The organism is Pleomorphochaeta sp., from assembly GCF_050031695.1.
Lineage (GTDB): Bacteria > Spirochaetota > Spirochaetia > Sphaerochaetales > Sphaerochaetaceae > Pleomorphochaeta.
Map to the genome: position 1 here is coordinate 1 of NZ_JBNAIC010000025.1, position 17079 is coordinate 17079.

Genomic DNA, 17079 nt, shown 5'->3' on the forward strand with positions numbered 1-17079 from the left:
AATAAAGCCAGGCTTTGGTACACGTCATATGAAAGAAAGAATTGAAAGTATTGAAGGTTGTATTGAATATAAGAGTAATAAGGGATTTATAGTAAGTGCAAAAGTCCCTCTTAGAATTGGGGAGAGTAAAAATAGTGATTAAAGTATTAATCGTTGATGATCAACAGCTTGTAAGAGAGTCATTAAAAATTGTTTTAGACAGTAGAGATAATTTCAATGTTATAGATATTGCAGAAAATGGATATCTTGCAATCCAGTCTATAAAAAAAGAAAAACCTGACGTTGTATTAATGGATATTAGAATGCCACAACTTGATGGAGTACAATGTACTAAAATGATAAAAGAAAAATATCCTGAGGTTAAGATAATTATATTAACAACCTTTGATGATGATGAATACGTATTTAATGCACTAAAAAATGGAGCTAGTGGTTATTTATTAAAAGGGACATCTACAGAAAAACTCTGTGAAGCAATAGAAACAGTCTATAGTGGTCAAGCTATGATTAATCCTGATGTAGCATCTAAAGTTGTTAAACTATTTTCAGAAATGGCAAATGCTTCTTCCTATATCGATATAGACAAAGAAAACGTCAGTGAAATCACATCTTCAGAATGGAAAATTATCCACCAAATAGAAAAAGGTTTATCAAATAAAGAAATTGCTAATGAGCTCTTTTTATCAGAAGGTACAATTAGAAATTATCTAAGCTCCATTCTTGATAAATTAGATTTGAGAGATAGAACTCAACTAGCAATTTGGGCAGTTCAAAAAAGACTTATGGATAGGAGATAATTTAGTTTTATGAAAAAAATTCTAAGTGCATTATTACCACTTCTTCTTGTTATTCCAATTATAGCTATAGCTGTTATTGTAACAAACCTTAATGATATTACTCTTGAGGTTGGTATCTTTGCAGGTAGTAACTGGAATGTTGCAAGTGAAGATAGTTATAGAAATATCGATGATGCAATTAATGAATTTCATAAAAAATATCCTAATGTAAAAGTCCACTACTACTCCGGTATCAGAAAAGAAGAGTATTCTTCTTATCTAGCTAAAAAAGCAATGGAGGGAGATTTACCTGATGTATTCTTTATCCTAAATGAAGATTTTAACAAGTTCGCAGAACTTGGTCTTCTTCTTGATTTAGAAAAACTAATAGAAAGAGATTCTAGTATTACTAAAGATGATTATTTTGAATCAGCATATAATTCAGGTACTTATTTAAATGGACAATATGCACTTCCCTACGAAGTAAATCCAAACCTTATGGCAATAAATAGAACATTATTAGAAAATAATAATGTAGAATTGCCAGCTCCTAATTGGACCTGGGACCAATTTATTGAGGTTTGTAGAGAAATCACTAAAGATGAAAACAATGATAACAAACTAGATATCTTTGGAGTTAGTAATTTAAATTGGCTTGATGCGACATATACTAATGGAATATCACTATTTAATGATATTGGATCTAAATCATATTTTGATGATGATAGAGTAAAAGATTCTGTAAGTTTTATGCAAAAGGTTAATACCATTAGTGAAAACCAAGCTCTCTCAGCTATAGACTTTGATAAAGGTAAAGTTGCTTTTATGCCTATCAGTTTTGCAGAGTACAGAACATATACTGCATACCCTTATAAAATTAATAAATACTTAGATTATCAATGGGATTTTACCACAATGCCAAGTGGACCTGAAGGAGATAATGTAAGTGAGATGCAATCTCTATTAATGGCAATAAATGTTAACACTAAACATAAAAATATAGCATTTGATCTATTAAAATGTTTTACACATAACTATAAGATACAAGAGCAGATATATAAATTCTCACAAGGAGCTTCTCCTTTAAAAGAAGTTGCTAAAAGTGATAGCATCGCTGATATTTTATTAGAGAATATGGAAGTAAATGATATGAAATATAATAATAGTTTATTATATGACATCATGGATAAAAGTATTTCTCCCCAAAAATTCAGTGAATATAATGAATGTATGGCTATAGCTGAAAAAGAAATTGATTACATAATTAATGAAGAATTAGATACATCTATTTCACTCAAACAGCTACATAGAACAATACAATCTATGCTTGATAATTAAAAATATTACATTTGTCATATAAAAGTAATTACAATTTTCAGATGTGCGCCTCCTTTTTCACACTTATTATTAAGTTATAAAAATCAAGGAGGCTTTTTTTATGAAAAAAGTATTAGTATCATTATTATTAGCATCTGTTGTTCTAACTAGTGTATTTGCTCAAGGTGGAGCAGAAGAAGAAAAATCTGGCTATAAATATGGCTTTACATGTATGGACCAATCAAACCCATTCTTCGTTCTTATTGAACAAACTATTAGAGATGAAGTTGAAAAAAGAGGAGACACTCTTATCTCTGTAGACCCTGCTAATGATGTTACTCGTCAAATTCAACAAATTGAAGACTTAATTGCTCAAGATATCGATGGTATTTACTTAAACCCAGCTGAAGCTGAAGGTATTATCCCTGCTCTTGACCAATTAAAAGCAGCTGGAATTCCTATTGTTAACTTCGACACTGAAGTTGCTGATATGAGTTATGTTGCAACATATGCAGGTAGTGATAACTACAATGCTGGTAAAGTTTGTGGTGAAGACTTAGTTAAAAAGATTCCAGAAGGTGGAGATATCATCGTTCTAGATTCTCCTACAATGAACTCAGTTACAGACAGAGTTAATGGTTTCTTAGCTGCAATCGAAGGTAAAGGCTTTAATATTGTTGCACAACAAGATGCAAGAGGTAACCTACAAAAATCAATGGGAATCAGTGAAGACTTATTACAAGCTCACGGTGATGTAGTTGCTATCTTCGGTGGTAACGACCCTACAGCTCTTGGTGCTTTAGCTGCTGCTAACGCTGCTGGTATCACAGAATGTTTAATCTACGGTGTTGATGGATCTCCTGACATTAAGAGTGAAATCGCAAGAGGCGCTGATTCATTAATCGAAGGTTCTGGTGCTCAATCTCCAATTAACATTGCAACTACTTCAGTAGACTTAATGTATAAGATCATGGAAGGTGAAAGTGTTGATTCAAGATACCCTGTTCCTACTTTCTTAATCACAATTGATAATGTTGATGAATATGGCACAGACGGCTGGCAATAGGCCCTAAATAAACTTAAGGAGTGCTAGTCACTCCTTAAGTATTTTATTGAAAAATAATCAAAGATAGAAAAAAAAGCAGGATGAAATATGGATAACAATGTTTTACTCAAAATGAATAACATACACAAACAATTTCCCGGTGTATATGCCTTAAAGGCTGTTAATTTTGAGCTACAAAGAGGTGAAGTTCATGCATTACTTGGAGAAAATGGTGCAGGTAAATCCACTCTTATAAAAGTGCTTGGGGGAATATATGAAGCTAATGAAGGCGAAATATTAATTGATGGAAACTCAATAGTTATTGATAACGTTCTTAGAGCTCAACAAAATGGAATTGCAATTATACACCAAGAACTTGTTCTTGTCCCTTACATGACAGTTGCAGAAAATATTTACTTAGGTCGTGAACCTATGAAAGGTATCGTTGTGAATAAAGATAAAATGAACAATGATGCTAAACAGTTACTAGTTGACTATAATCTTGACTTTGAACCTAACACTCTTGTTAAAGACTTATCTATCGCTCAGCAACAAATGGTAGAAATTATTAAAGCTATATCTTTTAACTCAAAGATATTAGTTATGGATGAACCTACCTCTTCCATTAGTGATAAAGAAGTCGACTTCTTATTCTCAATTATGAGAACATTAGTTAAAAAAGGTGTTGGTATTATATATATATCTCACAAAATGAGTGAGTTAAATGAAATTTGCGACAGAGTTACTGTTCTTCGTGATGGAGAATATGTAGGAACTAAAGTTGTAAAAGAAACTTCTAAAGAAGAATTAATTAATATGATGGTTGGTAGAGAATTATCTAACTATTATACAAGAAACTATTTAGAAGTTGGAGATACCGTACTTAAATGTGAACATTTAAATGATGGTAATATGGTAAAAGATGTTTCTTTTGAAGTAAAAGAAAAAGAAATAGTAGGTTTTTCAGGTCTAGTTGGAGCTGGAAGAAGTGAAAGTGTTAAATGTATCTTTGGTCTTACTAAAAATTATGATGGAGATATCTACTACTTAGGTGAAAAGAAACACTACTCTAGTGCAAAAGATGCGCTTAAAGATGGTATTTCTTTAGTACCTGAAGACAGAAAAGAAGAAGGTTTATATCTTATTCAAAGTGTTGAATATAATACAACAATCGAAGTCCTTCATGAATTTATTAAAGGAATAAGAATGAACAAAAAGAAAGAAGGTCAAATCACTCAAAAGTATGTTGATCTTATGGATACAAAAACCCCTTCTCTATCCCAAAAGGTTGGAAACCTTTCTGGGGGTAACCAACAAAAAGTATTAATTGGAAGATGGCTTGCAACAAAACCTAAATTACTAATTCTAGATGAACCAACACGTGGTGTTGATGTTGGTGCAAAAGCTGAAATTTATTCAATAATGAATGAACTTGTTAAAGAAGGATTATCAATTATTATGATCTCTTCTGAACTTCCTGAAATTATAAACATGAGTGATAGAGTATATGTCTTTGCTCATGGAAAAGTTAAAGGTTGTTTAAATCACACAGAACTTACACAAAAAAATATCATGCACTTAGCTGCAGAGTAAAAAAGGATTATAAAAAATGGAAAAAACTAATACAATTCAATCTTCTAGATTTAGAAGTGGAACTCATAAATTTTTTAAAGAAAACTTAGGTATTATCATAGCTTTTGTTGTTCTCTACGTTTTCTTAGCAGTATACCCACCAACTACAAATGCTTTTCTAACATCAAGGAATATGTTTAATGTACTTAGACAAATTTCAACAAACCTTTACCTAGCTTGTGGTATGACAATGGTAATTATCTTAGGTGGAATTGATTTGTCAGTTGGATCAACAATTGCTCTAAGTGGTTGTGTTGCAGCCGCTGGTGTTGCTCGTTACGCTCTTCCTATTCCAGTTGCAATCGTTTTAGGATTATTTGTTGCAGTTCTTATTGGTGTATTTAATGGTACTGTAATATCAAAAACAACTATCCCACCATTTATTGTAACATTAGCTACAATGAATATTGCCCGTGGTCTAGCTTATGTTTACACAGGTGGTTCCCCTGTTAGAGTTGTATCAAAAGAATGGCAATTCATTGGTGCAGGTTATATCGGACCTATCCCAACTCCTGTTGTTATCTTAGTCTTTGTACTCATAGTCACGGGACTTATAATGAATAATACGAAGTTTGGGCGACATATGTATGCTGTTGGTGGTAACACACAAGCTGCTAACTTCTCAGGTATTTCAGTATCTAAAGTTAAATTCTTTGTTTACGCATATACAGGTCTATTATCAGGTTTAGCTGGTGTTGTTCTAGCTTCAAGAATGTATTCAGGTCAACCTACAGCTGGTACTGGTGCTGAAATGGATGCAATCGCTGCAGTAGTTGTTGGTGGTACATCAATGAGTGGTGGTAGTGGTAAAATCGGTGGGACAATTATTGGTGCTTTAATAATTGGTTTCTTAAACAATGGTCTAAACTTAATGAATGTAAATTCATTCTGGCAATATGTTGTTAAAGGTACTGTAATATTATTAGCAGTATTTATTGACTTCTTAAGAAACAAAAACAAATAAAAAAATTAAAAATTAAAAATTAAAAATTTTTATATAAAACAAAAGAAGGTAAAAATGTTAGTTAACCTAAATGATGTACTAAAGTATGCAAATGAAAAAGAAATTGCAATTGGAGCATTCAACGTACCAAACTTTGAAAGTGCTCAAGCTATTATTGAAGCTGCAGAAGCAAAAAACACTCCTGTAATCTTAAATTACGCTGGTGTTCATGAGTCCCTCATGAGGGTTGAAGATGCAGTTATGATAATGCTACATTTTGCAAAAAAATCTAGTGTTCCTGTATGTGTTCATCTTGATCATGGTTCAAGTTTTGAAGCATGTATTGAAGCAATCAGACTTGGTTTTACATCTGTTATGATAGATGCTTCAGCTAAAAGCTTTGAAGAGAATATCAAAGAAACTCAAGCTGTTGTTAGAGCTGCTCACAGTGTTGGAGTTAGTGTTGAAGCTGAACTTGGACACATTCTTGCAAGTGATATTGGTATAGGAGAATGTGGAGAAACTGAAACTGTAGATAGCTTTGATAGTGTTGAAGATATTTATACTAGCCCAACCCTTGCTAAAGAATTTGTAGAAAAAACAGGCGTTGACTGTTTAGCTATTGCCTTTGGTACAGCTCATGGATTATATAAAGAAAATCCAGTTTTAGATTTAGATAGAATATCTCAAATTAAAGCTGAAATTGATATCCCATTTGTTATGCATGGTGGATCTGGACTTTCAAAAGAAGAATTCCAAGGTGCAATTAAAAATGGTGTTAGAAAGATAAACTATTATACATATATGACTTTAGCCGGTGGTAAAGCTGTATATAACAAATTAAAAAATTATAGTGAAGACGATAATATATTCTTCCATGAAATTCCTGTAATTGCGACTCAAGCGATGAAAGAAGATGTAGAAAAAGCCATTGGAGTTTTTAGTTTTAATGAGTAAATCAATTTTTGTAGTAGGGCCCATCATTCTTGATGTCCACTACTGTATAAATAAATATCCACTTGAAAGTAATTTAGCTACAATTGACCATACTAGTGCCTCTATCGGAGGTGCTGGTAATCTAATGATAGATTTAGCTAAATTAGATAATTCAATTGATATAATTAGTAACAGTGTTATTGGATGTGATGAAGCAGCTAAAACTATTAGAAATAAGTTTAAAAACTTTAAAAATATCGATATTTCTAACTTAACTGTTTTAGAAAAAACTCCAGTAACTCATGTTATGGATTCAGAGCTTACAAAACAGAGAACTTTTTTCTTTGATCCTGCATCAAATAAAGATTTCTCTATAAATCATGTAAATCTTGAAAACAAAGAAGGAGCAATCCTTCAACTAGAATATATTGGATTAATTGGTAAGTTAATGGATGAGGATAGTGAATACGGTTCTAAAGCTGCAAAACTACTTCACGATGCCCAATTAAAAGGTATGAAGACATCAATTGATATGGTTTCTAAAAATGATGAAAAAACTATTAAAGTTGCTAGAAGTGCACTTAAATATAGTAATTATTGCATTGTAAATGAAACTGAAGCTTCAAGTATTAGTGGTATAACTCTAAAAGATGAAAACAAAGAGATAATTGAAGAAAATGTAATTAAAGCTTTAGATAAAATTAAAGATCTAGGAGCTTCAACTTGGGTAGTCATTCACTCTCAATTTATGAATTATGGACTTGATTGTAAAACTAATAAAATTTATAAAGCTGAATCATTAGATGTTCCTAAAAGTTTTATTAAAGGAACAACTGGTGCCGGTGATGCATTTTTATCAGGTATATTAATATCAATTGAAAGAGATTATTCGCTTGATAAAGCTCTCAAAGTAGCTTGTTCTACAGCAGTTTGTTCACTAAATTCAGTTGGTGGTACAGATGCAATGACTAATTATGATGAAGTAATGAAATTATTTGATAAATATTCTAAAGGATGTATTTATGAAGAGATCAGAAATTAATAATGTAATAAAAAGATTTGAAAATTTATTAGAAGAATATAAGATTAGTATCCCACCATTTTGTTCTTGGAGTGATGAAGAATGGAGAGATAAAAATAATGAATATAATGAGATTAGAGATAATCAATTAGGCTGGGATATTACTGATTTTGGCTTAAATAAATTTGAAGAACTTGGATTTTCACTAATTACATTAAGAAATGGTAATCAAAATGATGATAGATATAAAAAACCATATGCAGAAAAATTATTAATGCTTTTTGAAAATCAAAGAGCCCCTATGCACTATCATGCATATAAGTGCGAGGATATAATTAATAAGGGAGGAGGCACACTAATAATCTCTGTATATAATGCAGAAAAAGATGGTTCCTTATCTACAGATGAAGTTACGATAAATACTGATGGTAGAAGCTATAAAGCTAAAGCTGGAACTAAAGTTTATTTAAAACCAGGAGAAAGCATTACTATTTGGCCTTATCAATATCATGATTTTGCAGTAGAAGGTGGAGATGTATTAATTGGAGAAGTCTCTATGTGTAATGATGATGTTAATGACAATTTCTTCTATGCACCTATTGGAAGATTCCCAGAAATTGAAGAAGATGAATCACCTTACAGACTTCTATGTAATGAATATCCTAAATACTAAAAATAATAAAACTTTTTTTTAATATTTCTTTTGAAGCTTTTGATAACTCATTAGCTTCTTTTTTAGTATTTACTAAGTTTAACTCAATTATCAAAAATTTATAATATTAGTATTCTTTAAATCAAACATTACCGAGTTTTGCAACTTTTCATTACCGAGTTTTGCAACTTTTCATTACCGAGTTTTGCAACTTTTCATTACCGAGTTTTGCAACTTTTCATTACCGAGTTTTGCAACTTTTCATTACCGAGTTTTGCAACTTTTTATTACCGAGTTTTGCAACTTTTCATTACCGAGTTTTGCAATTTTTTATTATCTTTCTTAAAAATTATAAAAAATTCCCCACATATATAAATAATTAATTATTTAATATGTAAGGAATTAATATATTTTCTACTTAATAACTACCAAATTCTATATTCACCACCAGCAAATAAATGTGTACCCCAAGACTTATCATATCTTAGACCACCATAAACTATGAAATTGCTATTTACTTGATAATATGCAGCTCCTGCTAAATCAATTTGTAATTGTGTAGCATTGCCATGTAAATAATCAACTTCAACTTCAGCTTCAGCCCACCATCTATAATCATTAGGTAAATAAACTACTCTTGCATCAGTATAAACATTAAAGTCACTAGATCCATTTAATGTATAATCATATTTTACTTGAGCTGCTGCGTCAAAATACAACATATCATCCATTAAGAAATCACCAATTTGTGCTTCAGGACCAACTTCAACATTAAAATTATTACCCCAAGTTTGTTTACTATAAGTTACATCTACACCAAGTCTAGCATCCCAACCATTTATCATTCCAATATATCTAGCTCTATTAAATAAATAATCTTGAGATGGGAAAACATTTAATAAAACAACATCAAAAGCTCTATCAGGTATACCCATAGCATCAGCTAATTGTTGATAGTAATCTTTATATAATTGTGTTGATTCTTCACTGTATTCCCAAATAATTTCTTGAGCTTTTTGCATTACATGAACTACAGCTTCAACTTTTTCAGGTGTTGGAGTTACATTTAGTTGTTCCATCATTACTTTTGCTCTATAAACATCATAAATTAAATAAACTCTACCAATACCAATAGCAGCTGCAGGTGCAACTTCAAAACTTAGAGAATTTGTAGTAATGGTAGCATTACCACTTCCACCTACATTCCAAAATCCAGTAAATCCACTAATATCTAAATCATATGAAATATAATTAACATCAAAGCTTGTAAATACTGAGTTAGTATTCGTACCAACTCTTACATTAGCATCAGCATCTATAAATAAAAAATCAGTTTCATCTTGAACTAAATATTCATAATCAACATCTGCTTCAACATCAAAATCAAAAACACCATTTACAAGTGATATTTCGATAATATTATCATCATATTCTAATAAACTAGAATTACCACCAGCATTCCATAAACCTCCATTAACAGATAAAGTTGAATAGGTTTCAGGAACAACAAGATCATAAATATCACTATATTCATCTGCAAAAATAGGATAAATAAATAATGATATAATTAAAAACAACAACACTTTCTTTCTCATAGGCCCTCCTTATAAGAACAACATCACAACTAATAATATTTAAAAATATGTCCATTTTGTTATACTTATTATATTATAAAATTACCTATCATGCAAAATATTTTACTCAGAAAACTAAATATTCGCATACAAATTATTATTATTTTCGTATTTTTTTTACATCTTTTAAAAAAAAATAATTTTTTATTCATGCTAATCAATCAATAAACTTAAAATTGTATTATTTAAACTAAACCATATTAAGACTAACTATAATTGTAACAATCAACCTTATCCTAACTAAATATACTATTTTCTAAATTCAAAAAAATTAAAGAGTTAAAAAAATTGTTACCTAGCATAAGAATGCAAAAGTAACAATTTTATCAATTAATATATATTACAATTATTAGTCTTGTAGTATTAACTCCCATTTATACATATATCTAATACTTTCATCTTTAGGCGTATTAATTACCAATTGTCCATTGTAGCTATATAACAATTTACCATTATCTTTATTTCTTATTAAATATAGATTTGAAGATCCACCATCTGAGAAACTAAATAGTTGATTATTACGACCACCTTTTGTTTCTAGTACGATAGGTGTTAAATCATCTATAGCTGAATCTTTAACAGTCCAAACTAAATCTGAATTGAGCGGTTGAATATAATAATAACCAGTTACACCAAGAGCAGGTACAATCTTTATATTATTATTAAATAAAGAAGAATTTAAATCTACCATAGTTACAATAGAACCTTTACCTCCATTACTAAGTGGAACTTTATCATCACGTAAATATTCTTTCATAGAATATATACCATTTTCTTCAATTGAAACATATTCATCACTATAAACAACATTAGTTTTATTAGCAGCTTTTATAGCTTTTTCTTCTTTTTGATATTGGTCCATACCAACTTCATTTAGATATTTAACTTCTTCAAGATAAGCTGCACAACTCATCAAACTTGCTAAAGCAAATAGAGCTACTATTAAATTTACTAATCTACTTTTATTCATCATTAATTTGACTCCTTTAATAAATGATCTTTATAACACAAGTTTCAATATAGCATATATTATTTACTTTTTAAATAGAAATTATTTTTATATCAAATTATAATTAATTCTAGTAATTAGAATAACTAATACATCTATAGCTTTTCTTATCAATAATTTTTTAGTTAAAGAATTTAAATCATACCAGTAGAAAAAGCATAAAAAAACCATCCTTTTTAGTATAATAATTATCACTATTTATGCTTATATAAGAAAGGATGGCTTATTTTATTATCCTATATCATGTTTATAATATTAGAGGTTTCTAAATATAATAATTTATTTGGTATCAAATAAAGTAACTGATGATTTAGGGTTAAATCTAGCAGCAACACCTATTATTTCAGTATGTTGATAATACATATTATTAAAAGGTGATCTACCATTATGGTATGTTACTTCAATAGAGATTACATCATTAAGCTCTTGTGCTATCAAATTATGCTCTCTTTCCCATTGAGCATCTTCATCAAAGTATATAGATCCACCATTAACTAATTCATATTGGACTTTACCCTCTTCGTACAAATACAAATCATACCCTATTGTTGTATTACCTAAACCAAATTTCTTAAAGATAGGATATTCTACTTCTATACCTAGATTTACAATTCTTGCATTATAACTATCAGGATAATCTGGATTAATTGTTACTCCATCTCTTACAACCCAATTTGGAGCAAACATATCAGGTCTTACACTCTTAATATTTTTTGGCGGATATTTTAATTCACCATACAATCTTAAATATGGTGTTGGATCTATTGATAAACCAATAGCATAATTATCCATTCTTACATATTTATAAGTTATCCAAAATTCTGAATAACTTGGATCACTACTTCTTTTAATTCTTTTAAAGATAATATCACCATAATGAGAACAATAATGTTGTCTGCCAATTCTCATGGATAAAAAGTCCCCTATTCTAAAGGTTCCACCAAAGAAATAAATCCCATCATATCCAAAGCTATCATCAAACCCACCTAAGAAGAATTCTTGCAACAAACCTTGCATAGAAAAATCAAAAGAAATTGGGCTTAATATTGAGTCAAAAGAAAATGTACTTCTTGCAACAGAGAGAGTTTCACCTAATTTTAGATGGACCATTTTATCTTCAGGCTGGATTATTTCATCAAATTCCCAAATATTAATTTTATTTACTTCTGTTTCATCTCTTATATATTCATCTTGCATAATATAGGTTGGAAAACCTTCTAGATAAGTTAAATAATTAAGTGAGAATTCAGGACTTGTTCTATCTGCAAAATACTCTTTATGTAGAGGATCAAATGATACTAAGTCAAACTTATAATCTAAATCTGCATATACACTAGATATACAAATAGCTAAAACTGCAATAAATGCAAATACTTTTTTTTTCAAATCACAACTCCAAAAAAAATCTATCTCCGTGTTAAAAAGTCGAAGTATAGAAGTTGCCGGTAGTATAAGTTTATATATTTGCTAATATCAAATAGTATTTTTTTTATTTTATTTATTTAACTCATATCTATATTTTATGTCCATTATTTTATAATAAAAAATGGACAAATTATTTTTTTTATATATAACAACTTAATAACTAATTTATTTGATGGTAACTAATTATATTAAAAGTATAAGCAGATAAACAATAATCTAAAATGTTTATCTGTTTAAAATAACTTAGAAAGAATAGCCTAATGTAAGACTTAGTTGAAAATCACTATGGTTGTTATCTTCAATATTTAAATATTCATCATAGGTGTCACCGTAATCATCAGCAGTTATTGTAGTTGCTGTATCACTCTTCATATTTACAATATTTATATAATCAAGATTTGCCTTTGCAAAAAGTCCATTTAATTTCTTAAATTCATATTTACCACCCAAACTTAGAATTAATGTTCTCTCAATTACATCACCTGATAAAATTGTTACTAATTCATCAAGACCATTTTTCCCATAAGCACTCCATCCTGAATCAAGTCTCTTATTACCATGTAACATATACATAGCATTAAAATATACATTATAGTTATCAATATTTTCAAAAGAAGATGTAAAGTTTACAACAACTGCATCACCACCATATTCATAACCTAAATACATTCTTTTATAATCTCCAGGCTTATTAAAATTCTTAACTATTGCATCAAAACCATAGCCATGACTATACCCAGCTGCACTACCGTCAGCTGTTCCATCTAAACCTCTAAGATACAAAAAGGGATCTGTAAATGCAGTTTCTAGTGATGTCTTTACTATATAATCATCTTTAATAGGGAAAGCAGCTTTTGCTCCTAGCATAAGTGCAAAAGCATTAGGATAAGAACCCGGATCTGGTTGCATTGTCTCTCCTAATGAAATTTCATCAATTGCAAATTGTCCATAGAAATCAAGATAACCAAATGGATTATAATCAACTTCAACTGAAATTAGTGAATTCGCCATTCCTCTAATATATTCATTATGAAAAAATCCAAAAGGATTAATTGCAGCTAAATTTAAAGTGTTATAATCTGTTTTATACATTACAGATTCACTGAGAGCTAAACCTATTTTATCTTCTAATAAACTAAATTCAATTCTATGGCCTAAAAACATTTTAAAACCTGTTGGCTCCCAATTTTGATCAACACCCATTGTTGAATCAGGTGGGAAAAATGATGATAAAAGAGTATATTTATATGAATTATGGAAAGTTGTAAATTTAATAAAATCATGTTGAATAAAATGATCTCCTAAAACAAAGTTACCACTTTCACCAGGTCCCCAAGAAAATCTATCCCTCCCTGATGATAAATTCCAATGATTATCTCCAACTGACATAAAACTTCTATATGGAAATGTAAAATCTCCATCTGCTCCAAGGTCTGCTGGTGGTAGTAAAGGTGAATTCGTTGTAATTATATTTTGATATAAGTAATTTCCACTTACATCATTATGATGATTACCTAAAGAGTTCATTAATAAAGGAGCATCAAAATATACATAAATATTATCTGTACTCCATAAATCCCATTCTATATCAAGATTTTTCTCTCTTTCATTAAATCCATAAATCCAATATTCTTCATCCTTAAAAACTTCATTAGTATGAATATATGTCTCTAAAGCTATAGTTGTATCAAAATTCATAGCAACATCATTATCATCTAAAATAATTTTAGCAGGTAAAGTTACTTCATTTAATATCTTATCATACAATTTTCTTGAAACTTTAGAGCTAGGTTTTATTATATTTAACATATCCTTTACTTCACTACCACTATATGGTTTAGCAGTTGAAGGAAGAGAGTGACCTTCTATTAAATATAATTTCTCAATTGATTCATAAAGGTGAGAATCTAATGGATAAATTTTCTCTCCATAATCGATAGCACTAACCGTACTTACATATATTGTAAGCATTAAAAATAATAATAATTTTCTTTTCATAAATACATCCTTATAACAATCAAAAGCAATTATAAGGGAGAGATATAAATATAACAAGTTTTAAAAATTTATTTTTACTATATAAAAATAACCTTACTTGTATACTAACAAATAAGGTTATCTTGTTCAATTTACTATGTAATTTGTAAATATTATCATTAAAGGATTTTATCCCAAAAAGATCTAAATTATTTTAACTCTTCATCAAAGCATACAGCTACTTTTCCACACTGACCACTTGCCATTAATGAATAAGCTTCATCTGCTTTTTCTAGAGGGAATCTGTGAGTGATTAAATCTTCAGGGTGTATTCCCCATCTAACTATTCTCTCTACTAAGTCTTCCATTTTCCAAATACTTGTTACCCAAGAGCCAATTAGAGTTTTTTGATCATGAAGCATATCTTCACTAGGATTAAAGTGAACTGTTCCACCTTCCCCAATCATTACAATCTTTCCCCATTTTCTTGTAGCTCTAATTGCTGTTGCACGACCTTTATCACTTGCTGAACAATCAAATGCTCTCTCAACTCCATGTCCACCTGTTACAGCTTTAACTTGTTCAACATTATCAGCACCTGCTATAAATGCTTCATCAACTAATCCAAGTTTTTTAGCAACATCAATTCTTGATTGTTGTGTTTCTATTCCAATAAGTTTATTTGCTCCCATTGCTTTACAAAGCATAAGACAAGCTAATCCTACAGGACCTAGACCTACAACAAGAACAGCATCATTTCCAGAAACCCCTGCTTTTTCAATTCCTTCATAAACAGTACCAAATCCACAAGCAACTTGGGCTCCATCACTGTAACTTAAGCTATCAGGTAATGCTACTAAGTCTTTTTCATCAGCAACTAGATATTCTGCCATTCCGCCATCACGTTGCCAACCATATGCAGCTCTTTTATCAGAAGTGCAGCTTATCATATATCCTTGTCTACATTCATGGCACACACCACAACCTGAGATATGATATACAATTACTCTGTCCCCTTTCTTAAATCTCTTAAGCCCTGGCCCTTCTTCTACAATTTGACCACAAGGTTCATGACCTGCAATAACATTTTGATAACCTTCAGGGCCTTTTCCTAAATGTTCTCTATATATACATCTAATATCACTACCACAAATAGTGGAAGATTTCATTTTAAGTAATACTTGTCCATGACCTGGAGTTGGTATATCAAACTCACTGAATTCAACATTACTGTTTCCTGGTAATTTAGCTCCTAACATTTTACCTTTCATATTTTACTTTCCTTTTGTTTTAATATGTTTAGTCTTGAATTTTTATAACAGATTTTACAATATTTGCTTTATCTTCAACTGATTTATCCATAGCATTTTGAACATCATCAAATTCAAAGATATTTGTTACAACATCACTTGGATCAATTACACCACTACTTACAGCCTCAATAGCTTTTGGATAAACATGTCTGTATCTAAATACAGTATTTAATGTTAACTCTTTATCTAATATTAAGCTCATAGGAAGAGTCATTTCCCCTGTTTTAGAATAACCAACACATACAATGTGACTTCCTTTCTTAACTACATCTACACAAAGTCTTGTTGTGATTTCAGTTCCTGCAGTTTCAAAAGCAATATCAAAACCTTTTGAATTAGTTATTTCATCAAATTGATCTCTAAAATCTTTGTCTAAGGAATTAACAACATTAGTTGCTCCCATTTTCTTAGCTTGTTCTAATCTATTTGGTAAAATATCTACAACTGTAATACTTGTTAAACCATATGATTTAAGAGCTAAAAGAGTCATTAGTCCAATACAACCTGCTCCAAAAATAACAGCTTTTTGACCAGCTTTTGCACCACCTTGATCTGCAGCATGAAAACCAACTGCAAGAGGTTCAATTAAAGCACCGTTCATAGAACTTACATTATCAGGTAGTTTAAAACATAGAGAAGCTGGATGAGATGCATATTCACTAAATACTCCATCAACTGGAGGTGTTGCAAAAAATACTACATCAGGACATAGATTATATCTACCAGTTCTACAGAATTCACATTTACCACAAGTTGCACCGGGTTCTAATGCTACTCTATCCCCAATCTTTAAATCAGTTACATCTTTACCAAGTTTTGTTACAACACCACTTGCTTCATGACCTAATACAAAAGGAGGCTCAACAATATAATCTCCTATTCTACCTGTTTCATAATAATGTAAATCAGATCCACAAACTCCAACGTATTGAATTTTAACTAATACTTCATCATCTTTTACTGTTGGTATATCTCTATTCACATAGCCAATTTTACCTATGCCTTCCATTACGGCGACTTTCATTTTTTCACTCATGAGTATATCCTTTTATTTTTTTAATTCAATTTAGTTTCTTTTAAAGCTTCGATTTCACTTAAAGATGGTAATATTCTAATTACACCTCTTTTACTCGCTACAAGAGAAGCCCCTGCATTTGCAAAATAAAGAGTATCTAATAAATTATCTTTATTTAAATTATTAATACCATATTCTAATACTTTTGAGAGAGAACAACCCATAAAGCTATCCCCTGCTCCTGTTGTATCTACACATTTAACTTCTAAGAAAGTTGGAGCTGATACACATATATCTTTATAATAAGCTTTAGAGCCATCTCTTCCTAATGTTAAAAAGATTAAGTCAATATCATATGCATCTCTAAATATTCTAATAGCTTTT

15 protein-coding genes are annotated in these 17079 nt (G+C 30.1%); 8 read left to right on the forward strand and 7 right to left on the reverse strand.

What is annotated here, in order from left to right; translation table 11 throughout:
* Positions 1-134: 134 nt before the first annotated feature.
* From ACPKM0_RS05455 to ACPKM0_RS05490, 8 genes are all read left to right on the forward strand, one after another.
* Positions 135-797, forward strand: a complete 663-nt coding sequence (locus tag ACPKM0_RS05455; protein ID WP_472474060.1) for a response regulator — start codon at positions 135-137, stop codon at positions 795-797.
* A 9-nt stretch (positions 798-806) separates the two neighbouring features.
* Positions 807-2114 (forward strand): ABC transporter substrate-binding protein, encoded by a 1308-nt coding sequence (locus tag ACPKM0_RS05460; RefSeq protein ID WP_472474062.1) that lies wholly within the window; start codon positions 807-809, stop codon positions 2112-2114.
* Between the two features lie 100 nt (positions 2115-2214).
* Positions 2215-3159: a substrate-binding domain-containing protein gene (locus ACPKM0_RS05465; protein WP_472474064.1), complete on the forward strand. Its 945-nt coding sequence runs from the start codon at positions 2215-2217 to the stop codon at positions 3157-3159.
* Between the two features lie 87 nt (positions 3160-3246).
* Positions 3247-4731, forward strand: coding sequence for a sugar ABC transporter ATP-binding protein (locus tag ACPKM0_RS05470; RefSeq protein WP_472474066.1), 1485 nt, complete (start codon positions 3247-3249; stop codon positions 4729-4731).
* 16 nt (positions 4732-4747) lie between these two features.
* Entirely contained in the window at positions 4748-5734 is a 987-nt protein-coding gene (locus ACPKM0_RS05475; RefSeq protein ID WP_472474068.1) for an ABC transporter permease, read from the forward strand.
* Between the two features lie 54 nt (positions 5735-5788).
* Entirely contained in the window at positions 5789-6670 is an 882-nt protein-coding gene (locus tag ACPKM0_RS05480; protein WP_472474070.1) for a class II fructose-bisphosphate aldolase, read from the forward strand.
* Positions 6663-7691: a carbohydrate kinase family protein gene (locus ACPKM0_RS05485; protein WP_472474071.1), complete on the forward strand. Its 1029-nt coding sequence runs from the start codon at positions 6663-6665 to the stop codon at positions 7689-7691. Before ACPKM0_RS05480 ends, ACPKM0_RS05485 begins: the two co-directional genes overlap by 8 nt.
* On the forward strand, positions 7672-8343 hold the full coding sequence (locus ACPKM0_RS05490) for a D-lyxose/D-mannose family sugar isomerase (RefSeq protein ID WP_472474073.1): 672 nt from the start codon (positions 7672-7674) through the stop codon (positions 8341-8343). The genes ACPKM0_RS05485 and ACPKM0_RS05490 overlap by 20 nt, the downstream gene beginning before the upstream one ends.
* A 404-nt stretch (positions 8344-8747) precedes the next feature.
* On the opposite strand, the gene ACPKM0_RS05495 is transcribed toward ACPKM0_RS05490, so the two are convergent.
* The 7 genes from ACPKM0_RS05495 to ACPKM0_RS05525 all read right to left on the reverse strand — a co-directional run.
* The gene (locus ACPKM0_RS05495) at positions 8748-9917 is read right to left on the reverse strand and encodes a hypothetical protein (RefSeq protein WP_472474075.1); all 1170 of its coding nucleotides are present in this window, start codon (positions 9915-9917) and stop codon (positions 8748-8750) included.
* A 388-nt stretch (positions 9918-10305) separates the two neighbouring features.
* Positions 10306-10929, reverse strand: a complete 624-nt coding sequence (locus ACPKM0_RS05500) for an RICIN domain-containing protein (protein ID WP_472474077.1) — start codon at positions 10927-10929, stop codon at positions 10306-10308.
* A gap of 315 nt (positions 10930-11244) precedes the next feature.
* On the reverse strand, positions 11245-12351 hold the full coding sequence (locus ACPKM0_RS05505; RefSeq protein WP_472474079.1) for a hypothetical protein: 1107 nt from the start codon (positions 12349-12351) through the stop codon (positions 11245-11247).
* Between the two features lie 282 nt (positions 12352-12633).
* Positions 12634-14388, reverse strand: coding sequence for a hypothetical protein (locus ACPKM0_RS05510; protein ID WP_472474081.1), 1755 nt, complete (start codon positions 14386-14388; stop codon positions 12634-12636).
* Positions 14389-14576: 188 nt separating this feature from the next.
* On the reverse strand, positions 14577-15638 hold the full coding sequence (locus ACPKM0_RS05515; RefSeq protein ID WP_472474082.1) for a zinc-dependent alcohol dehydrogenase family protein: 1062 nt from the start codon (positions 15636-15638) through the stop codon (positions 14577-14579).
* A gap of 28 nt (positions 15639-15666) precedes the next feature.
* On the reverse strand, positions 15667-16716 hold the full coding sequence (locus ACPKM0_RS05520; protein WP_472474084.1) for an NAD(P)-dependent alcohol dehydrogenase: 1050 nt from the start codon (positions 16714-16716) through the stop codon (positions 15667-15669).
* A gap of 20 nt (positions 16717-16736) precedes the next feature.
* The coding region (locus ACPKM0_RS05525; protein WP_472474086.1) for a carbohydrate kinase family protein at positions 16737-17079 on the reverse strand (343 nt) is incomplete at its 5' end.